We start from the raw sequence: 19,731 nt of genomic DNA on the forward strand, positions 1-19,731 counted from the left end.
GCGCCTCCCGTCCGTCAGATCGCGGCTACGCGAGCGGGGCGACCGCCACGGGCGCGCCGAGCAGGCGCACGGCGACGGCCTCGCCGGCCGCACGACGGTCGCCGACCTCGTGCTGCACCGTCACCACGGTGTCGTCGTCGAGCCGGACCGTGGTGCGCCGGATCGACCCGAGGAAGCTCGAGGCCACGACCGTGCCGGTGACGCCCTCCGAGGCGAAGGCGACGTCCTCCGGGCGGACGTAGGCGAGCACCGGGCCGTCCGGCACCGAGGCGTCGAGCGCCGGGACGCTGAACCCGTAGACGAACACGTCGCCGCCACGCAGGTCCCCGCGGAGCCGGTTCGACTGCCCGACGAAGTCCGCCGTGAACGCCGAGGACGGGGACCGGTAGAGCTCCTCGGGCGTGCCGATCTGCTCGATGTCGCCGGCGTTCATCACCGCGATGCGGTCCGAGACGGCGAGCGCCTCCTCCTGGTCGTGGGTGACGAACACGGTCGTGATGCCGAGGTCGCTCTGGATGCGGCGGATCTCGTCGCGCAGGGTCACCCGCACCTTGGCGTCGAGCGCGGACAGCGGCTCGTCGAGCAGGAGCACACGGGGGCGGGTGACCAGTGCCCGGGCGAGGGCGACGCGCTGCTGCTGGCCGCCGGAGAGCTGGTGCGGGTAGCGGTCGGCGAACTCGGCGAGGTGCACCATGTCGAGCGCGTCGATGACCTGCTCGCGGCGCGCGGCGGCGGGGACCCGGCGCATCTCCAGACCGAACGCGACGTTCTGCCGCACGGTCATGTGCGGGAACAGCGAGTACTGCTGGAACACCATGCCGATGTCCCGCTTGTCCACCGGGGTGCCCGCGACGTCGACGCCGTCGATGCGGATGGAGCCGGCGTCGATGGCCTCGAGGCCGGCGAGCGCCCGGAGCGCGGTCGTCTTGCCGCAGCCCGAGGGCCCGAGCAGCGACACGAACTCGCCGGGCTCGATGCGGAGCGACAGGCCGGCGAGGGCACGGTGCGCGCCGTAGTGCTTCTCGACGCCGTGCAGCTCGACGGTCGCGCCGTCGGTGGCGAGCGATGCCGGGGCGGCGGGGGCGGTGACGGTCATGCGGACTCCTTCGGGGCACGGCGACGGCGGGAGCCGACCCGGCCGATGACGACGAGCAGCACGAATCCGAAGACGAGTGCGCCCAGCGAGAAGATCGCGGCGACGTAGGGGTCGGTCGACTGCACGAGCAGGAGCGCCGTCTGGAACGTCGTGCGGGAGAGGAACGAGGCGAGGGTGTACTCGCCGAGGACGACCGTGATGGTCAGGAAGCAGGCGGCGGTGATGCCGCGGCGGAGGTTCGGCAGGAGCACCCGCCACGTGACGGTCCACCACGACGCGCCGAGCGACCGGGCGGCCTCGGAGAGCACGGCCATGTCCATCGCGGTGATGGACGCGGCGATCGGTCGGAACGCGAAGGGCAGCGAGACGATGCCGATCGCGAACGACAGGGTCCACGCGCCCGAGCCGAAGACCTGGGCGACGACCTGGTACACGGGGATGAACCCGACGACGAGGACGACCACGGGGACGGTGATCGGCACGATGCACACGAACTCGAGGACCCGACGGAGCCGCGGGTACCGCAGGGCCGTGATGATCTGGGCCGGCAGCAGGACGAGCAGCACGATCCCCACGGTGATGAGCGCGATGAGCAGGGATGCCCCGAGGCCGTCGAACACCGGCTGGTAGGTCGCGGCGTTCACCGGGTCGACGAGTGCGCCGTAGTGCGCGAGCGTCAGGCTGCCGTCCGTCCCCTGGCGGAAGGTGAACTGCGCGAGGGCGACGAGCGGCACGGCGAACACGAGGCCGACCACGACGAGCACGATCGCGGCGGTGACCCGTGACGGGGCCGCGCCGAAGCGGCCGGGGCGAGCCGCGCCTCCTGGCCGACGACGGGACGACGGGCGCGACGGGCGCGACGGGCGCGACTCACCCGACCCGCGCGACGGACGCACCGGGGCAGCCGCGCTCATCGCTGCCACCTCGATGCCCGACGCTGCAGCAGCGAGTACGCGCCCATCACGACCGCCATCACGACGACCATGCCGAAGGCGAGCACACCGGCGACGTTCTGCAGCCCGATGATCGTCTCGCTCGTGAGCTGCGTACGGATGGTGAGCGGCACGATCCCGCCCTGGGAGATCAGGGCCGCCGCGGTGGCGAACGACGAGAACCCGTTCGCGAAGAGGAGCAGCAGCGATCCCCAGAACGCCGGCGCGAGCACGGGCAGGCCGATGCGGCGCCAGTACGTCGCGCGGGAGGCGCCGAGGGTGGCGGCGGCTTCACCCCACTGGGTCTTGACGCCCTCGAGTGCGGGCATGAACGTGAGGACCATCAGCGGCACCTGGAAGTAGACGTAGGGGATGACGAGCCCGGGGACCGTGTAGAGGAAGGTGCCCTCGGCGTTGAGGTCGATGTGGAAGACGGACACCAACCACGTCGTGACGAGGCCCTGCGCGCCGATCGTGGCGATGAACGCGAACGCGAGCATGACGCCGCCGAACTGGGCGAGGACGCTCGCGGCGGAGTCGATCACGGACCGGACGAGCCCGTCGGGACGGAGCGCGGCGAGCGCCCAGCACACGATCGCCCCGACGACGGCACCGATCACGGCGGACACGGCCGACAGGGCGAACGAGCCGCCGAAGGCACGGATGACCGACGGGTCGGCGAACGCGGCGAGGTTGGCGAACGTGAACGCGCCGTCGCTCGTGAAGAAGCCGCTGCCGATCGCGACCACCGCGGGGACGGCCAGGAACAGCAGGACGTAGGCGGCGAACGGGGTGAGGCCGAGCCACGCGATGCCGCCGCGGCGCCGGACACGGGGTCCGGCGACGCGGCGGGCGGTGGCACCGGCCGGCTGCTCGCTCGTGACGAGCGTCGCCCCGGCGACCGGTGCCGATGCGGTGGTGCCCGCCGCGGGGGCGGGCACCCCCGGTGCCGATGCGGTCGTGCCCGCCGCGGGGGCGGGCACCCCCGGTGCCGATGCGGTGGTCATGCTGTTCAGGAGCCCATCGTCGAGGCCCACTTCGCCGACAGCACCTTCGCCGCGGCGGTGACCTGCTCGTCGGTCAGTTCGACGTAGTCCTTCGGCGCGCCACCGGCGGCGTCGAGGGCGTCCTGGTCGACCTTGCCCGACTTCTCGAGCGCGGCGAGGGTGGACGGGAAGGCGCCGGCCTGGAGGTACAGGTTCTGCACGTCCGGGCTGGCGATGTACTCCTGCCAGAGGCGCGCCGCCGCGGGGTGCGGGGCGTCCTTGTTGATCGCCTGCGAGTAGTACGAGCCGAGCGCCTGGCCCTCGGGGACGACGGTCTTCCAGTTCTTGTTCCCGCTCGCGCCGGCCGCCGGGCCCCACGCCAGGTTGTTGTAGGACCACTGGATCACGACGGGCGTCTCACCCGAGGCGACGGTCGCCTGCGACGGCAGCACGTTCTGGAAGTTGCCCGCCTGCTTCAGCTTGCCGAAGTAGTCGACGCCCTTCGTGATGTCGTCGGCCGAACCGCCGTTCTCGAGCGCCGCGAGGTACACCGCCGAAGCGGCCTGGTTCGCCTGGGTCGGGTCGCCCGCGATCGAGACCTTGCCCTTGTACTCGGAGCCGAGCAGGTCGTCCAGGTCCTTCGGGGCGTCCGTGATCTTCGACGAGTCGTAGCCGATCGACATCAGGCCCGTGTAGTCGCGGGTCCAGGCGCCGTCGGAGTCCTTCAGGTCCGAGGGGATGTCGCTCCAGTTCGCGACCTTGTAGTCCGTCAGCAGGTCGAGGTTCTGCTGCAGCACGGCGTTGCCGAGGTCGAGCACGTCCGGTGCCGTCGACTGGCCCTTCTGCGACTTCACCGCGGCGACCTCGTCGGCGCTCGAGCCGTTCGGGTTCGCGGAGGTGATCTTGATGCCGTACTTCTTGGTGAAGCCGTCGATGATCTTGCCGTAGTTGGCCCACGACGGCGGCAGCGCGATGACGTTGAGCTGCCCCTCCGCCTTGGCGGCCTTCACGAGGGCGTCCATGCCACCGGCGGACTCGGCGCTCGTGGCGGTCTTCCAGTCGGTGTCGTCCTTGGTCGTGCTGGCGGAGCTCGTGGCCGAACAGCCGGCGAGGGTGACGATGGCGGCGGCGGCCAGGGCGATGCCGGCGAGGGTGCGCTTGTGCTGCACGGGGTGTGCCTTTCGGGTGCTGTGGTGCGTCGGGGTGGACCGGGGTCCGGGTCCTGGACGATCGTGGACGCGTCCGGTTTCCGGCCAGTGCTGCGGCGGTGAACGGCGGCGGAACAGCGGGTTCGCCTGTACGGTTTCGCTTGTCGGCACAGGCGCCGGCACCGGCGTCGGCCCGCATCGGGCCGGCCGGGTCAGCACGGTCCAGTCCAGGAGGCACGGATGCAGTTCACGACGACCGTCCTGCAGGCGCGGAAGACGGCCACCGGCCTGCCGGTCCCGTCCGACGTCGTCGACGCGCTGGGCGCGGGGCGCCGCCCGCCCGTGGTCGTCACCCTGAACGGCGCCTACACGTACCGGTCGTCGATCGGCGTGATGAACGAGCAGTCGCTCGTCCCGCTGTCGGCGGAGCACCGTGCCGCCTCCGGGCTCGCGGCCGGCGACACCGTCGAGGTCACGATCGAGGTCGACACGCTGCCCCGCGTCGTCGACCTGCCGGAGGACCTCGCATCGGCGCTGCAGGAGGCCGGGGTCCGTGCGGCCTTCGACACGCTGTCGAACTCGCGGCAGCGGGCCCTCGCCGACCCGGTCGTGCAGGCGAAGTCCCCGGAGACCCGGCAGCGCCGCATCGACAAGGCCGTCGAGTCCCTGCGCTCCTCGACGCACTGAGGCGACCCGCGCCTCCCGGACGCAGCACGGCGCCGGACGGAACGCACCCGTGTCCCGTCCGGCGCCGCGGTCCTTCGCGCGCGAGCCCGCTGCCTCAGGCCCGACGCACCCGGAGGGTCACGATCTCGAAGGGCCGGAGCGTGAGCACGACCGGCTCCCCCGACTCCCACGAGTCCCCCAGCGGGCGTTCCAGCAGGTCCACCGCCGCCACCCCGGCGACGTCGAACCCGAAGTCGACGCCGACGTCGGCCGCGCGACCGCCCGACGCCTCGTAGAGCCGCACGACGACGTCGCCGGAGCGGTCCTCGGCGAGCTTCACCGCCTCGACGAACACCTGCGGCGACGACACCGTGACGAGCGGGTCGACCGTGGTCGTCCCCTCCACCGTGCGCACCGGAAGGTTGAGCCGGTACCCGGCATCGGCGGCGTCGAGCACCGAGGCGCCCACCCGCAGCACCGTCCGGAACACGTGGTGCCCCTGGTCGGCGTGCGGGTCCGGGAACGTCGGGGCCCGCAGCAGCGACTCCCGGACGAGCGTCGTGGTGCCGCCGTCGGCCCGGGTGCTCCGGGTGATGTCGTGTCCGTAGGTGGAGTCGTTGGCGACGGCGACGCCGAACCCGGGCTCGGCGACGTGCACCCAGCGGTGGGCGCTGGTCTCGAAGCGGGCCATGTCCCACGAGGTGTTCTGGTGGGTCGGCCGGTCGATGTGGCCGAACTGGATCTCGCTCGACGCCGACGCCGCGCGGACGTCGAGGGGGAACGCGAGCTTGAGGAGCTTCTGGCGCTCGTGCCAGTCGACCTCGGTCACGATCGTCAGCTCGGACTGGCCGGCGACGGCGGAGTACCGAGTCGTCAGGGTCGAGGACCCGAAGGACCGCGACACGACGAGTTCGTCGCCGGACACCTCGACCGAGGACGCCTCCAGCACCGTGCCGCTGCGCTGGTAGGCGCGGTCGATGTCCCACGCCTCCCACTGGTTCGGGGTGTCGCGGAACACGGTGTACTCCGCGGCGGCCGCACCCGGGGCGACGGCGTCGCGTCCGGACGCGTGATCGACGAGCGACACGACGTGACCGGCCGCGTCGATGGTCGCCGTGACGACGCCGGTGTCGAACACGAAGCGGTCGCCGTTCCGGACGGGAGGCACGGCTCGCGGTTCGTCGCCCAGCGAACCACCCAGGGCGGTTGCGTCTCCCGCCGCGACCGGCGAGGCGTTGAAGCGCACGACGTTCCCGGTCGAGCCGCTGCCGCCGGCGGCGTCCGCCCCCGACGGTGCGTCCAGCAGGGCGCTGCCACCGCCGGACCGGGCGGTGGACGACGCCCCGACCCCGGCGAGCGCCGCGGCACCGCCGTTCGCGAGCGCCGTCGTGGCGTTGCCGATCAGGCCCTCGAGCACCCGGGCGACCTCGGCGTAGTTCGCCTCGGCGTTCTCGTAGACCCAGGCGATCGAGGAGCCGGGCAGGATGTCGTGGAACTGCTGCAGGAGCACGGTGTGCCAGGCCTGCTCGAGCTCCTCGTACGGGTAGTCGAGCCCGAGTCGGACGGCAGCGGTGGACGCCCAGAGCTCGGCCTCGCGGAGCAGGTGCTCGGAGCGACGGTTGCCCTGCTTCGTCCGGATCTGGGACGTGTACGTGCCGCGGTGGAACTCGAGGTACATCTCGCCCGACCACACCGCCGGCGTCGGCAGTGCGGCCTCGATCTCCTCGAAGACCTGCGCCGGGGTGCCGAGGTCGACCCGGGGAGACCCGTCCAGGTCGTGCTGGCGTCGGGCAGCGGCGACCATCTCGCGGGTGGGTCCGCCGCCGCCGTCGCCGAAGCCGTAGAGCAGCATCGAGGTGTTCGCGACGCCGCGCTCCTTGTTCTGCCGTTCGCCGCGGTGCAGGTCGGCGGGTGAGACGTCCGAGTTGTAGGTGTCCGCCGGGGGCAGGTGCGTGAGGACCCGGGAGCCGTCGATGCCCTCCCAGTGGAACGAGGTGTGCGGGATGACGTTCGTCTCGTTCCACGAGGGCTTCTGCGTGACGAACCACTTCGAGCCGGCGGCGCGGACGATCTGCGGCAGGGCTCCGGAGTACCCGAACGAGTCCGGGAGCCACGCCTCGGGGGTGTCGATGCCGAACTCCTCGAGGAAGAACCGCTTGCCGGCGACGAACTGCCGCGCGAGGGCCTCGCCGCCGGGGAGGTTCGTGTCCGACTCGACCCACATGCCGCCGACCGGGATCCACCGGCCCTCGGCGACCCGTTGCTTGATGCGGGCCCAGATGGACGGGTAGCCGTCCCGGATCCAGGCGTACTGCTGCGCCGAGGAGCAGGCGAACGTGAAGTCGGGGTCGCGGTCCATCAGGTCGAGCACGTTCGAGAAGGTGCGGGCGCACTTCCGGACGGTCTCGCGCACCGGCCAGAGCCACGCCGAGTCGATGTGCGCGTGGCCGACGGCGATCGCCCGGTGCGCGGCGGCGCTGGCCGGCACGGCGAGGACGGGCGCGAGGACCGCTCGTGCGTCGGCGGCCGTCCCGGCGACGTCGTCCGGGTCGAGGGCGTCGGCGGCGCGCTCGAGCACGCGCAGGACGTCCGCGCCGCGGGTGCCGTCGGTGGGCAGCTCGGCCATCAGGCCCCGGAGGACCCAGAAGTCCTGCTGGAGCTCCCACACGGTGTCGTCCCGCTCGACGATCTCGAGCGCCTTCACCTTGTAGATCGGCTTCGTCCCGGCCGTCGAGCGCGACCCGAGCGGGGTCGCCCCCTGGAACGAGTCGCCGCCGATGTCCGGGTTCGCCGCGGCCTCGACGTAGAGCTCGAAGGACTCACCGGGACCGACCTCGAGCGGGACGGTGTCGTTCTTCGGCTCGATGCCCTTGACCGTCGTGCCGTCCGGTCGCCACGCGAGCCCCTCGGCCTGGAACCCGGGGTGGCGCTTCGTGAAGCCGAGGTCGACCCGGAGCTCCGCCGTGGTGCCCGGCGCCGTCCCGAAGTCCTCGGGCACGGTGCCGCGGATCCGGAACCACGTGGTCCCCCACGGTCGGCCGCCCCAGGAGCCGCCCACCGTGAACGGCTCGTAGTCGGCCGCGACCGCGACGTCGAACGGGACCGGTTCGTCCGGCACGGTCCAGGCGGCGATCTCCACCGGTGCGGACCGGCGCAGGACGGCGGGGTCGATGCGGTCCCGGACGAGCCGGGCGATACGGGCTTCGACGAGGGGTTCGTCGTGGTGCATGGAGGTGGTTCCTTTCCAGCAGGGACGGGTGTCAGCCCTTGATGCCACCGGCGAGGGCGTTGCCGCCGCCGAGGCCCCGGGACACGAGCACGTAGAGGGCGATGACGGGCACGGAGTAGATGATCGAGAAGGCCGCGAGCTGCCCGTACGCCACCGCCCCGTACTGCCCGAAGAAGTTGAAGATGCTCACCGCGGCGGGCACCTTGTCGGGCGAGAGCAGCAGGACGAAGGGGACGAAGAAGTTCCCCCACGCCTGGATGAACACGAAGATGAACACCACGGCGATGCCCGGGCGCATGAGCGGGATCACGATGCGCGTCAGCGTCGTCATCATCGAGGCGCCGTCGGTCCACGCCGCTTCCTCGAGGGAGATCGGCACCGAGTCCATGAAGTTCTTCGCCATCCAGATCGCCATCGGCAGCGAGGTGGCGGCGAGGAAGAAGATGCAGCCCCACACGTTGTCGATGAGGTTGAGCGACACGAACAACGCGTAGACCGGCACCATCATGGCGGTGATCGGCAGGCCGGTGCCGAACAGGATCCCGTACAGGAAGGGCTTGTTGACGCGCATCTTGTAGCGGGACAGCGGGTACGCGGCGAGCAGTGCGAACACCACGGTGACGAGCGCCGTGCCGCCGGAGATGAGCAGGCTGTTCGCGAGCGGGATGAACGACAGCTCCGGCGTGAGGACCTTCGTGAAGTTGTCGAGCGTGAACTGCGACGGCACCTTCACCGACAGGGACGCGTCGGGGTCGACCGAGGCGAGCACGAGCCAGAGCAACGGCACCGCGAAGCACACCGCGATGACGAGCAGCACGATGTTCGACACCCAGCGCATGGTCCGACCCCGCGGGGAGGTCATGTGCAGCGAGCCCGGGGCGGTCACCGAACGGGTGGTGGTCTGGTCGAGGGACGGGGCTGTGATGGCCATCAGTCCACCTCCGGCTTCAGTGCCTTGATGTAGATGATCGAGAACACCGCGCCGACCACGAGCAGGATCGTGGCGATCGCCGTCCCGAAGCCGAGCTGCGAGAACTTGAACGCCTCTTGGTAGGCGAGGATCGGCAGCGTGGACGAGTCCGTCCCGGGGCCGCCGGCGGTCATCACGTAGATGAGGGTGAACACCGACAGGGTCTGCAGCGTCGTCAGCATGAGGTTCGTCGAGATCGACCGACGGATGACCGGCAGGGTGATGTAGACGAGGCGCTGCCACCCGGTGGCGCCGTCGACCTCGGCGGACTCGGTGATCTCCTCGGGGACCTCCTGCACGGCGGCGGAGTACACGAGCATCGAGAACGCGGTGCCGCGCCAGATGTTCGCGAGGATGACGGCGAGCATCGGGTACGTGTAGAGCCAGTTCGGCCCGGTGATGCCGATCGACGCGAGGAACTCGTTGAGCGTCCCCTTGTCGTTGAAGAACGCGTAGGCCGCGAACGACGCCACGATCTCGGGCAGCACCCACGCGGCGACGACGAACGTGCCGACGACGGCGCGGACGACCTTGTGGGCACTGCGCATGAGGAGCGCCAGCGCGAGGCCGAGCACGTTCTGCCCGACCACGGCCGAGGCGAGCAGGAAGACGATGGTGAGGATGACGGACTTCGGGAAGTCCGGGTCCTGGAACAGCTCGACGTAGTTCTTCAGGCCGACGAACTGCTGGTCGGCGGCGCCGACCCCGGTCAGCGCCGAGTTGGTGAACGACCCGTAGAACGACGAGATGACCGGGCCGAGCAGGAAGATGACGAGCAGGACGACGGCGGGGAGGAGCGGGACCGCTCGTCCCACGTTCCGCAGCGGCTTCCGCTTGCGCGGGACCGGCGGATCGGTGCGCTTCGGCGCACCGGGCGCCGACAACGTCGGCGCGAGGGGGGTGCTGGACACAGTGGTTGCCTTCCGGGTGCGGAGGGGGTTCCGAAGGTGGGTGGGGTCGGACTGGAGGCGCGGCGCACGACGCGAGCCGCGCCTCCAGTCCGTCAGGTGGTGCCGTCCCGTCAGCCGGAGACGATGTTGTCCTTGCCGACCACCTGTTCGACGGACTTGTCGTACGCGGCGGCCGCCTGCTTCGGTGTCTGCTGCCCGGTCATGACCGACTCCATCGCCACCTGGATGGCATTGGACACCTGGGAGTACTCACTCGTCGCCGGGCGGAAGTTCGTGTGCTCCACGAGCCCGGAGAAGAACTTGAACGTCGGGTTGGACGCGTCGTACGTCGGGTCCTCGGCGACGTCCTTGCGGACGGCGATCTGGCTGTTCTCGATGTCGTACTTCAGCGAGCCCTTCTGGTTGAGGAAGGTCGAGATGAAGTCGAACGCGGCCTGCGGGTTCTTCGAGTTCTTGCCGACCGCGAGGGTCCAGCCACCGGACATCGAGTTGTAGCCCGGCTCCTGGCCGTTCTGCGTCGGCATCGGCGCCTGGCCCATCACGTCCGACCACTCGGGCCACGGCGCGGTGCCGGACTTCAGCCACGTCCCCGACTGCCACGACCCGTCGAGGTCGATCGCGAGCTGGCCCTTGGGGAGCCACGTCTGCGCGATCGTCGTGCCGACCTGGCTGTCGAGTGCCTGCTGCGGTGTCGGGCCGAGGCCGCCCTGGTAGACGTCCTTGATGAACTGCAGCGAGTCCTCGAACTGCTTCGAGCCGGTGACCCACTTCTTGTCCTTGTAGAGCGTGTTGCCGGAGCCGTCCGCGCCGTACAGGAGCATCTCGAAGCCCTGCATCGTCGACGCCTCGCCCTGGGGCTTGCCGGAGTAGACGTTGAACGGGATGACGCCCGGGTCCTTCTCCTTGATGGTCTTCGCGGCCGCGAGGACGTCGTCCCAGGTCTTCGGCTGCCACGGGACGGGCAGGCCGACCTTCTTGAAGATGTCCTTGTTGTACCAGAGGGCCCGGGTGTCGGTGCCCATCGGGATGCCGTAGGTCTTGCCGTCGACGCCTTCACCGGCCTGCTTGGCGTTGTCGTAGAACTGGCTCCAGTCCTTCCACTTCGCCGTGTACTTGTCGAGCGGCAGGAGGTAGCCGGCCTGTGCGTCGGCCTTGATGAGGAAGGTGTCCTCGTACATGACGTCCGGCGCGGTCGCCGGCGCCTTGTTCATGAGCGCGAGCTTCGTGTAGTAGTCGTTCTCCTGCGCCTGGATCGGCACGAGTTCGACCTTCTTGCCCGGGTTCTCCTTCTCGTACTCCTTCTTGACGACCTTCATCTGGGCGTCGAGCTGCTGGAAGGCACCGAACTTCTGGTACGCGATCTTGATGGTGTCGCTCGAGGCAGAGCCTGAGCTGGAACAACCAGCCAGACCGACCGCGGCGACTGCCACGGCTGCGAGTCCGGCGATGATTCGGGTGCGGCGTTTCATCGGTGCTCCTTTGCACGGGATGTTCGCGGGCTCCGTCACCCGCGCGCAGGATTACTCCACCGTATTGACTTATCCGTGTCAAGAGCTGTGGCGTGTCGATTCGGTCACGCTCCCGGACGGCTCAGACCGGAGTGGCACCGCCCGTGACCGTGATGCCGCCGGTCGCCGGGACGTCGACGAGCAGCACGCTCGGCCGTCCGACGTGGCGTCCCTGCCGGATCACCACGCGGTCGCCGGGCTGCACGGCCCCGATCTCGCGCAGGTACGCGCCGGTCGACGCCGCCGCCGAACCGGTCGCCGGGTCCTCGGTGATCCGGCCGGCCGGGAAGAGGTTGCGCGCCTCGTACTCCAGCGCGTCGGTGCGGTGCAGGACCGTGACCGTCCCCGCCCAGCCGGCCTCGCGCTTGAGGGCCGCGAGGGGCTCCGGGGCGAAGCGGAACTGGTGGAACAACTCGACGTCGGCGAGGACGATCACCGGGTGCCAGTTGCCGGCGAAGGACTCGAGCACCGGGAAGCCCGCCGCGACGTCGTCGACCGTCAGGCCGAGCAGGGCGAACAGGCGGTCGCGGAGGTCGGGGTCGAGCGGCCGGGACGCCGGCTGGACGCTCGTCATCGCGACCTGCACGCTGCCGTCCGGAGCGGTCGTGGCGTCGAGGGCGATCTCCCCCGCGGCGGTCGTGAAGACCCGGCGCCCGAGGCCCTCGCGCTCGGCGAGCACCACCGCCGTGGCGATCGTGGCGTGGCCGCAGAACGGCACCTCGGCCGCCGGCGAGAAGTACCGCAGGCGCGGGCCCGTGGCGGTCTGCCCGGTGACGAAGGCGGTCTCGGGGTACCCGACCTCCTGCGCGATCGCGAGCATCTCGTCGTCGGAGAGGTCGGCCGCGTCGAGCACGATGCCGGCGGGGTTGCCGCCGCCCGGCTCGGCGGCGAAGGCGGTGTACCGGAGGATCTCGTTGTGCACCCTGCGACCGTACCGCCGCGGGCGCGTGGGCCTCGCGGGCGCCGCGGCCCGCGGGCGCGCGTTCGTGAGCAGGAATGGTCGGGTCCGCATCACGAACCCGACCATTCCTGCTCACCGGATCACTCCGAGGCGGGGATCCCCCGGCGCCGACGGACCACGAGCACGCCCGCACCGGCGGCCAGGAGCAGGAACGCCGCCACGGCGCCGACCCCGAGCCCCTCGGCACCCGTGAACGCCAGCGCACCGGTCACGGGGTCGATCGTGATCGTGGTCCAGCCCAGCACCGTGCCGTCCTCGGCGGTCACCACGATGCGGTGTTCGCCTGCGGGGGCGTCGGCCGGGATGGTCGCCGTGACCGTGCCGTCCGCCGCGACCGTGGCGGTCCCGAGCAGCGTCGGCGTGGAGAACATCCAGACGTGCACCTGCTGCCCGGCGTACCGGGTGCCGACGGCGATCGTGATCGTCTCGCCGGGGCGCGCCGTGGCCGGGGCGGTGAGCGTGCCGCGGTTCCCCTCGGTCAGGGACGACTCGGACGGTGCGACGGGCGCAGCCGAGGGCGAGGCGCCCGCTCCGGGGGTGGAGCCACCCGGCGCGGTGTCACCCGGGGCGGGCGTCGACCCGCCACCCGGCGTCGGCGTCGGCGTCGGCGTCGGCGTCGGCGTCGTGCCACCGTCGCCCGGCGTCCCGCCGTCGCCCGGCGTCGACGAGTCGCACGGGTAGGTGCCCGTCCGGAGCGAGAACCCGTCCGTGTCGTTGTCGTCGGCGTAGAAGGTCGCCCGCGAGCCACCCGTGCAGACACCCGAGATCGCGAAGCCCTCGTTCGCCAGCGTCCGGTCGACGTTCGACGGCGCCTCGTACACGGTCGTCGCCGCGAAGGCTCCGTCGGCCACCTCGTACAGCGCCGTCCGGCCCGAGCACGCGTCGTCGCAGACCACCCAGAGCGCGTCGAGCGTCGGGTCGAACTGGACGTCCGCGACGACGGAGAACGGCGTCGCGATCGTGGCCACCCGCTGGAAGGCACCGTCGGACATCAGGGCGTACGCGTACACGCTGGCCGTGCCCTCGACGCCGACGAAGAACAGCCCGTCGCCGTGTCCGGTGTAGGTCGCCGGCGTGTACGCGGCGCCGGTGTGCTCGTCCGCGAAGCCGTGCGCGGTGAGCCAGGAGTCCGGGACCCAGGTGACGCCCTCGAGGCCCGCGTTCGCGCCGAGCCCGGGGAAGTCCGCCGAGAGGTTCCACTCGTCGGTGGCGTCCAGCGTCGACTGGGAGCCGTCGGAGGTGGCGAAGCGCAGCACGGCCGGGCGGCTCGTGGAGGACACGTCGTTGTTCCGCTCGGTCGAGACGTAGACCGCGCCGGGGTCGTCCGACGTGACGGTGACGCCCTCGGCATCCGGGGTGCCGGAGCCGTCGGCGTAGTGCAGTTCCGTACCGGCCGCGTTCGAGGGCGCCCATCCGCCCTCGCCGTCGGACACGAGGTGGTAGAGCAGCCCGTCGCCGTTCTGCACGGCCCAGAGCTGCCCGGCAGCCGAAGCCGACGTCGTCCAGTCGATGCCGCTCAGGTCACCGGTGAAGGTGTCCTCGTCGTCGAGCACCCGCTCGTCCGGACCGCCGGGCCAGGCCTCGGCGGTGACGATCCCGGCGAACCGGTTCGCGGTGCCCTTGGTCGGCGCCGAGGTCTCCGCGAACGCGCCGGTGCCGTCCGGGTTCCGGCCGTACGTCGTCGCGGCGTGCGCGGTCCACGTGTACGAGTCGACGACGTCGCCACGAGGATCGAACACCCGCGCCGAGTCCGCCTTGCCCAGCCCGACCCCGAAGTCCTGCTCGTCGAGGACGGTGAAGCCACCCGGTGCGACGGTCGTCCCGGTCGGGATCGTGTACGCGTGCGTGTCGTCGCTGTCCCGGAACACGTACCCGCCGAGGTCGACCGTGGTCGTCCCGACGTTCGTCAGCTCGACCCAGTCGCCCGGGCTCCCACCGTCGGACTCCACCTCGTTGATGCGCACCGGCGAGGAGCAGTCGTTCGCCGCACCCTTGGTCGACGCCGTGGTGTCCACGAGCGCGCCGGTCCCGTCCGGGCAGCGCCCGTACGTCACCGCGGCGTGCGCCGTCCACGAGTACCGCAGCACGAGGTCGCCGGCCGGGTCGTACACCCTGGCGGTGTCGGCGCCGCCGAGCCCGAAGTCGAAGCCGGGAGCGGTCGCCGACACCTGGTCGATGACGAAGTACCCGCCGGCGGCGATGGTCGAACCGGCGGGCAGGACGTACGCCTCGTGCGAGCTGTCGTCGTCGAGGAACGCGTACCCGGACAGGTCGATCGCCGCCGACGAGGTGTTCCGCAGTTCGACCCAGTCGGTGTCGTCGCCGTTCGACTCGACCTCGTTCACGACGAGTCCGTTCGGGCTCGCGGCGCCCACGGACGGGTCGTCGTCACCGACGGCAGCGGAGGCGGGCGACGTCGTCAGCACGCCGGCGGCGACGACGAGGGCGGCGGCGACGGACGCGCCGAGGCGCAGAGCACGGGGATGCATGCAGAGTCCTTCTCAGGAGTTCGGGGGGGACCTGCACGACTGTTCAGCATCCGGGCATCCGGCCGGTGGCGGCGAGGTGAACGACAGGTGTCGCGCGCGACACGGGGAACGGCACCGTGTGCCGGACGGGAGGCGCGGGTCGGGCCTGCACCGCGCCTCCCGTCACGGGCTGGTCGCGACCGACCCCCGTCAGCGACGGATGAGGAGGGTGCTCGCCCGCGGCGACAGCGCCGCGTCGAGGACGAGGCAGGCCGCGCCGACCGCGGCCACGTCCGCTCCGCGACCGCTCTCGGTCACGACGACGGGGTGCTTCGGCACGAGCAGCGGCGAACCGACGATCGCCTCGCGCGCAGCGGGCAGGGCCGCGCTCGCGATCCGCGACCAGAACGGGCCGCCGAACACCACGCGGTCGATGTCGAGCAGGTTCACGATGAGGACGACGGCGTTGCCCATCACGGTCCCCGCCTCGGCCGCGAGCCCCACGGCGACCGGGTCCTCGGCGTCGATCGCCGCGCCGAGTGCGTCCCAGGCGCGGTCGACCGCCGCGACGTCCGCGGGTGCGCCGCCGAGCGCGAGCCCCCGGGCCTGCGCGATGTGCACCAGGCGGTCCGGTGCCACCGCCGCGCCGACCTCGCCCCGCGTGCCCTCGCCGTCCGGCGTCCCGGCGAGCGAGCCCTGGTCGACCATGATGTGCCCGGCGTCGCCGGCGTTCGACCCGACCCCGCGGACGGGCTCGTGGTCGACGGCGAGGCCCACGCCGAAGCCCGTGCCGAAGTACACGAAGGCGAAGTTCCGCGCGGAGGACTCCCCGGCGAGGAACATCTCCCCCACCACGGCCGCCGTGACGTCCTTCTCGAGGAGCACCGGGTACCCGGTCGCCTCGGCGAGCGCGTCGCGCAGGGGGACGTCGCGCCACCGCGGCAGGAAGGGCGGGTCGAGCACCACGCCGGCGTCGACGTCGATGGGTCCGGGGCTGGCGATGCCGACCCCGAGCACGGCCTCGACGTCGACGCGGGCGCCCGAGACGAGCTCGTCGATCGCGGTCGCGATGGTCCGGACGACCTCGGACGGGTCGTCCGCGGTCGGGGTCGACGTGGTGCTCGACGCGACCACGGTGCCCGCCAGGTCGAGCAGCACGTACGTCACGACGGCCGGGTCCACGTGCACCCCGACGGCGTAGCGGCTGCCGGCCTCGAGTCGCAGGATCGTGCGGGGCTTGCCGCGACCGGACACGACCGTGCCGGACTCGGCGATCATCCCCGCCTCGATGAGGAACCGCGTGACGTTCGACACGGTCTGCGCGCTGAGGCCCGTACGGGAGGCGAGCTCGACGCGGCTCAGGCCGTCCGGCGAGCGGCGCACGGCGTCGAGCACCACCGTCCGGTTGAACCCGCCGATCGACGGGAGGTTCGCCCCGCGTCGATGCTCTGCCATGCCGCGACCATACCGCGCTGTCACCTCTCGGCGAGTACCGCTTCGCGGAGGACCACGGCGAGACGCTCGGAGAACTCGCGCGTGATGTGTTGGCCGTCCTTCCGGATCAGGACGTCGTCCGCGAGGACCGGGCAGCGGCCGTCGACGCAGTACCAGCCGCTCGAATCGACGAAGTCCACGCCCGCCCGGGACTCGGCGACTCGACGCTCGGCAGCGGCTCCGAGCTGGTACGCGTCCGACAGTTCCGAGGTGCACGCGTCCGGGCCGTTCAGCCGCAACGCCGCACACTGCGACGGGTCCCCGCCCTGCGGCACCGCGGCGACGAAGACGACCCGGGCACCCGAGCCGGCGACGGCGTCGACGAACCGACCGGCGGCGGCTTCCCACTCGCGCGCAGCTTCGGGCAGACTCGGGCGCCCGACGAGCTGCGCGACCCCGTCGTACCCGTGGGTGACGACCACGATGTCCGGCGTCGTCTCGTTGATCTCGTCGATGGCCGCGGCTCGTTGCTCATTGCACCGCCTGCGATCGTCGTCTGACTTCCCGCGCACGGCGATGTCGAGCATCGGACAGCCGCTGGCGGTCAACCCGCGCACGATCGAGTCATGTCCGAAGGCCCCGACAGCCGCGGGCATCAGGGCGACCCCCACGGAGCTCCCCACGACCGTGACCTGTCGGACGGGATCATCCGCCGCGAAGCGACACGACCCGGGATCGCCGATGACAGTCCGGTCGCACGCCTCGTACCCTTGCGGCGGCCCCGGCACCAGTTCGTCCAGCGCCGGGGTGAGTCCGACCGGCCACCGTTCCGACCGGAGACCATTCCCGAGCGCGGCACCGAGGGACCGCGGGGTCCAGGGTTCGGCGACCGCGCTGGCCACCCCGTCGCCGACCCGCTCGGTCTGCGGGGTCGGGGCTGCCGTGAGCGTACCCGTCCCGAACGCCACCACCGCGAACGACGCGACCGAGGCGACGACGCGGACGGTCGCACAGGGTCGGCGTCCGACCCGCATCGCCGGGAGTTCCACCCAGCGGCGCGACAGTCCGCCGAGGACGAGCCCGACGAGGACGGCCGCGCTCCCGGCGACCGCTCGCTGCTCAGGGAAGACGTACGCCGCCGCGACGATCGCCGGGAAGTGCCAGAGGTAGATCGAGTAGGACGCTCCGCCGACCCACTGCACCGGGCGCCACCGGAGGACAGGGAGCGGAGGAAGCCCCTGCCCGGAGACGAGCACCACGATCGTTCCCACGACCGCCAGGACCGCGTCGGGGACCGGGACGGCATCCGCACCAGGGGCGGTGAGGGCGGCGACCCCGATGATCCCGAGCCCGGACAGGACGCCGCCGACGCGGATGCAGGCCGGCACGCGCTGCGTCCGCGCACCGACTGGGACCGAGAGTGCTCCGAGGGCGGCTCCGGCGGCCAGTTCCCAGAGACGCGATCCCGTGTCGAAGTACGAGGCTGCTGGCGCGGTCGTCCCCGCCGACGCGGCCCAGGCCACGGACGCGACGAGCACGAGCACCGAGGCCGCGACGGCGATGCGTCGCACCGAGACGGCGTCGGGTCGACGGAGCGATCGCCAGAGGACCGCCACGAGCAGCGGGAACACGACGTAGAACTGGAGCTCGACACTGAGCGACCAGAAGTGCTGGAGGGGGGACGTCGAGGACGCCGACGCCCAGTAGTCAGCGTCACGGCCGAGGAACACCCAGTTCACGATGCCGAGCGCGGCCGCTCCCGAATCGCGCAGGACGGACGCGGCGAGCGGCTGGCGGAGCGCGACCACAGCGCCGATCGCCACGACGGCGAGGGTCAGCACCGCTGCCGGGAACAGCCGCCAGAAACGGCGGCGGAGGAAGCCGCCGAGTGCGAAGCGTCCGGTTCGCACTCGTTCGGACACCATCGATCGCGCGAGCAGGTACCCGGAGAGCGCGAAGAACACGTCGACGCCGACCCACCCGCCGATCGGGACGCCGAACGCGTGGACGCAGACGACGAGCAGGACGGCGACTGCCCGCAACGCGGTGAGGTCGTGGCGGATCCGTCGATCGAAGGTCATGATGTTGACATATTACATGTCATGCGTTGGGATCGGTATTGGCCCCCACACGGGTCGCACGGCTACCCTGAGCGGCATGACGGACCTCCGCCTCGAAGAACTCTCCGCGTCGACCGCTGCGGCGGCGAACTCCCTGACGCTCAAGCCCGGGCAGGAGCAGTTCGTGCAGCCGACGACCTACGGCGTCGCGGAGTCGGACGTGAAGCCGAGCTCGGCGTGGACGCGCGTGGTCCTCGACGGCGACGAGGTCGTCGGCATGATCATCGGCACCTTCGACGAGGACAACGCCGAGGAAGAACTGCGCAGCGCGATCTGGCGGGTCAACGTGTCCGCGACGGCACAGGGCCGGGGCGTCGGTCGCTTCGCGGTGCACGGCCTCGCCGACGAGGCCCGCAGCCGTGGGCTCGAGCGCCTCACCGTCGTGTACGAACCCGGTGGCGACGACAGCCCCGAGGCGTTCTTCCGCGCCGTCGGGTTCGAGGTGGTGCGCGAGACCCAGTACGGCGACCACTTCGCGGTCCTGCAGTTGGTGTGACCGAGGCTTCCCCCGACGACTTCGGCGCAGCCGTCGCCGAGGTCGTCCGGCTCATCCCGGCAGGTCACGTGATGACCTACGGCGACGTGGCCGCGGCGCTCGGCTCCCGGGCGTCGCGTGCCGTCGGCAAGGTCATGGCGCACGAGGGCTCCGACCTGCCGTGGTGGCGCGTGGTGCGGTCCGGCGGTCTGCCCCCGGTGCACCACGAGGCCCGGGCGCACGAGCACTACCGCGCCGAGGGCACCCCGCTCGTGCAGGGGACGACGACCTGGAGGATCGACATGCGTCGGGCGCGCTGGTCACCGGCCACGGACGCGGACGACCCGTTCTGAGCGGCGCTATCACGCGTCGAAGCGTGTGCCCTTCGGGTTCGACGGCAGCAGGCACATGACGAAGAGCACGAGCGAGCCGATGCCGACCACCACGTGCAGGAACTGCCAGAAGCCGGAGAGGTTCGCGTCGTGCAGCCGTCGGGCGCCGAGGGCGAGGGACCCGATCAGCGTCGCCAACCCCCACAGCACGAACAGGTAGGAGCCGACCGGGTTCTCGAGCACCGGGGTGTCCGGCGTGAAGACCTGTGGCACGAGCTGCAGCACCAGGCCGATCGCGAGCGACGTGATCCACCACCACCAGAACTCGGAACGGGAGGCCCGCCCGGTGAACACGGTGTACTTCCGCCAGAACCGCCGGACGGCCTCGGTGAAGGGTGCCCCGTAGAAGGGGTCGCGCAGGGCCACGCCGCCGGGCTGCACGCTGTCGTCGCTCATGGGTCAACCCAACCACGTGGAACCACGAATCCGACGTGG

16 protein-coding genes are annotated in these 19,731 nt (G+C 71.5%); 3 read left to right on the forward strand and 13 right to left on the reverse strand.

Annotated features, from left to right (window positions below; all coding sequences use genetic code 11):
* Positions 1-25: 25 nt before the first annotated feature.
* The 4 genes from BIV03_RS03940 to BIV03_RS03955 are packed head-to-tail and all read right to left on the reverse strand — an operon-like array spanning position 26 to position 4,183.
* Positions 26-1,096, reverse strand: coding sequence for an ABC transporter ATP-binding protein (locus BIV03_RS03940; protein WP_071294750.1), 1,071 nt, complete (start codon positions 1,094-1,096; stop codon positions 26-28).
* Complete coding sequence (locus tag BIV03_RS03945) at positions 1,093-2,010, reverse strand: ABC transporter permease (protein ID WP_083403188.1); 918 nt, start codon at positions 2,008-2,010, stop codon at positions 1,093-1,095. The genes BIV03_RS03940 and BIV03_RS03945 overlap by 4 nt, the downstream gene beginning before the upstream one ends.
* Positions 2,007-3,035, reverse strand: a complete 1,029-nt coding sequence (locus tag BIV03_RS03950; RefSeq protein ID WP_139201851.1) for an ABC transporter permease subunit — start codon at positions 3,033-3,035, stop codon at positions 2,007-2,009. The genes BIV03_RS03945 and BIV03_RS03950 overlap by 4 nt, the downstream gene beginning before the upstream one ends.
* 5 nt (positions 3,036-3,040) lie before the next feature.
* Positions 3,041-4,183, reverse strand: coding sequence for an ABC transporter substrate-binding protein (locus BIV03_RS03955; RefSeq protein ID WP_071294751.1), 1,143 nt, complete (start codon positions 4,181-4,183; stop codon positions 3,041-3,043).
* A 219-nt stretch (positions 4,184-4,402) separates the two neighbouring features.
* On the opposite strand from BIV03_RS03955, the gene BIV03_RS03960 reads away from it, so the two are divergent.
* Entirely contained in the window at positions 4,403-4,849 is a 447-nt protein-coding gene (locus BIV03_RS03960; RefSeq protein ID WP_071294752.1) for a YdeI/OmpD-associated family protein, read from the forward strand.
* Between the two features lie 94 nt (positions 4,850-4,943).
* Here the strand turns inward: BIV03_RS03960 and BIV03_RS03965 are convergent, their stop codons facing one another.
* The 8 genes from BIV03_RS03965 to BIV03_RS04000 all read right to left on the reverse strand — a co-directional run bounded on the left by BIV03_RS03965 (position 4,944) and on the right by BIV03_RS04000 (position 18,390).
* Positions 4,944-8,057: a glycoside hydrolase family 38 C-terminal domain-containing protein gene (locus BIV03_RS03965; RefSeq protein ID WP_071294753.1), complete on the reverse strand. Its 3,114-nt coding sequence runs from the start codon at positions 8,055-8,057 to the stop codon at positions 4,944-4,946.
* Positions 8,058-8,088: 31 nt separating this feature from the next.
* A complete protein-coding gene (locus BIV03_RS03970; RefSeq protein ID WP_175475703.1) occupies positions 8,089-8,919 on the reverse strand; it encodes a carbohydrate ABC transporter permease in 831 nt (276 codons plus the stop codon).
* Positions 8,920-8,987: 68 nt separating this feature from the next.
* Positions 8,988-9,851: a carbohydrate ABC transporter permease gene (locus BIV03_RS03975; RefSeq protein WP_254790721.1), complete on the reverse strand. Its 864-nt coding sequence runs from the start codon at positions 9,849-9,851 to the stop codon at positions 8,988-8,990.
* Positions 9,852-10,048: 197 nt separating this feature from the next.
* A complete protein-coding gene (locus BIV03_RS03980; protein ID WP_071294754.1) occupies positions 10,049-11,407 on the reverse strand; it encodes an extracellular solute-binding protein in 1,359 nt (452 codons plus the stop codon).
* A gap of 121 nt (positions 11,408-11,528) precedes the next feature.
* On the reverse strand, positions 11,529-12,368 hold the full coding sequence (locus tag BIV03_RS03985) for a PhzF family phenazine biosynthesis protein (protein WP_071294755.1): 840 nt from the start codon (positions 12,366-12,368) through the stop codon (positions 11,529-11,531).
* 119 nt (positions 12,369-12,487) lie between these two features.
* On the reverse strand, positions 12,488-14,896 hold the full coding sequence (locus BIV03_RS03990; RefSeq protein ID WP_071294756.1) for a lamin tail domain-containing protein: 2,409 nt from the start codon (positions 14,894-14,896) through the stop codon (positions 12,488-12,490).
* Between the two features lie 189 nt (positions 14,897-15,085).
* Positions 15,086-16,330: an ROK family transcriptional regulator gene (locus BIV03_RS03995; RefSeq protein ID WP_070417759.1), complete on the reverse strand. Its 1,245-nt coding sequence runs from the start codon at positions 16,328-16,330 to the stop codon at positions 15,086-15,088.
* 20 nt (positions 16,331-16,350) lie between these two features.
* Entirely contained in the window at positions 16,351-18,390 is a 2,040-nt protein-coding gene (locus tag BIV03_RS04000) for an acyltransferase family protein (protein ID WP_071294757.1), read from the reverse strand.
* 76 nt (positions 18,391-18,466) lie between these two features.
* Between BIV03_RS04000 and BIV03_RS04005 the strand changes: the two genes are divergently transcribed.
* Together BIV03_RS04005 and BIV03_RS04010 are read left to right on the forward strand one after the other, a co-directional pair.
* A complete protein-coding gene (locus BIV03_RS04005) occupies positions 18,467-18,925 on the forward strand; it encodes a GNAT family N-acetyltransferase (RefSeq protein WP_071294758.1) in 459 nt (152 codons plus the stop codon).
* Positions 18,922-19,257, forward strand: coding sequence for an MGMT family protein (locus tag BIV03_RS04010; RefSeq protein WP_071294759.1), 336 nt, complete (start codon positions 18,922-18,924; stop codon positions 19,255-19,257). The genes BIV03_RS04005 and BIV03_RS04010 overlap by 4 nt, the downstream gene beginning before the upstream one ends.
* A 9-nt stretch (positions 19,258-19,266) precedes the next feature.
* On the opposite strand, the gene BIV03_RS04015 is transcribed toward BIV03_RS04010, so the two are convergent.
* The gene (locus tag BIV03_RS04015) at positions 19,267-19,692 is read right to left on the reverse strand and encodes a DUF805 domain-containing protein (RefSeq protein ID WP_071294760.1); all 426 of its coding nucleotides are present in this window, start codon (positions 19,690-19,692) and stop codon (positions 19,267-19,269) included.
* Positions 19,693-19,731 lie beyond the last annotated feature (39 nt).

Source organism: Curtobacterium sp. MCBA15_016 (assembly GCF_001865105.1).
Classification (GTDB): domain Bacteria; phylum Actinomycetota; class Actinomycetes; order Actinomycetales; family Microbacteriaceae; genus Curtobacterium.

Excerpts from the sequence above, each read along its gene's own strand:
- BIV03_RS04005 (WP_071294758.1), top strand. The coding sequence starts at position 18,467 with ATGACGGACCTCCGCCTCGAAGAACTCTCCGCGTCGACCGCTGCGGCG.
- BIV03_RS03990 (WP_071294756.1), bottom strand. The coding sequence starts at position 14,896 with ATGCATCCCCGTGCTCTGCGCCTCGGCGCGTCCGTCGCCGCCGCCCTC.
- BIV03_RS04015 (WP_071294760.1), bottom strand. The coding sequence starts at position 19,692 with ATGAGCGACGACAGCGTGCAGCCCGGCGGCGTGGCCCTGCGCGACCCC.
- BIV03_RS03980 (WP_071294754.1), bottom strand. The coding sequence starts at position 11,407 with ATGAAACGCCGCACCCGAATCATCGCCGGACTCGCAGCCGTGGCAGTC.
- BIV03_RS03945 (WP_083403188.1), bottom strand. The coding sequence starts at position 2,010 with ATGAGCGCGGCTGCCCCGGTGCGTCCGTCGCGCGGGTCGGGTGAGTCG.
- BIV03_RS03950 (WP_139201851.1), bottom strand. The coding sequence starts at position 3,035 with ATGACCACCGCATCGGCACCGGGGGTGCCCGCCCCCGCGGCGGGCACG.
- BIV03_RS03995 (WP_070417759.1), bottom strand. The coding sequence starts at position 16,330 with ATGGCAGAGCATCGACGCGGGGCGAACCTCCCGTCGATCGGCGGGTTC.
- BIV03_RS03940 (WP_071294750.1), bottom strand. The coding sequence starts at position 1,096 with ATGACCGTCACCGCCCCCGCCGCCCCGGCATCGCTCGCCACCGACGGC.
- BIV03_RS03965 (WP_071294753.1), bottom strand. The coding sequence starts at position 8,057 with ATGCACCACGACGAACCCCTCGTCGAAGCCCGTATCGCCCGGCTCGTC.
- BIV03_RS04000 (WP_071294757.1), bottom strand. The coding sequence starts at position 18,390 with ATGACCTTCGATCGACGGATCCGCCACGACCTCACCGCGTTGCGGGCA.
- BIV03_RS03970 (WP_175475703.1), bottom strand. The coding sequence starts at position 8,919 with ATGACCTCCCCGCGGGGTCGGACCATGCGCTGGGTGTCGAACATCGTG.
- BIV03_RS03960 (WP_071294752.1), top strand. The coding sequence starts at position 4,403 with ATGCAGTTCACGACGACCGTCCTGCAGGCGCGGAAGACGGCCACCGGC.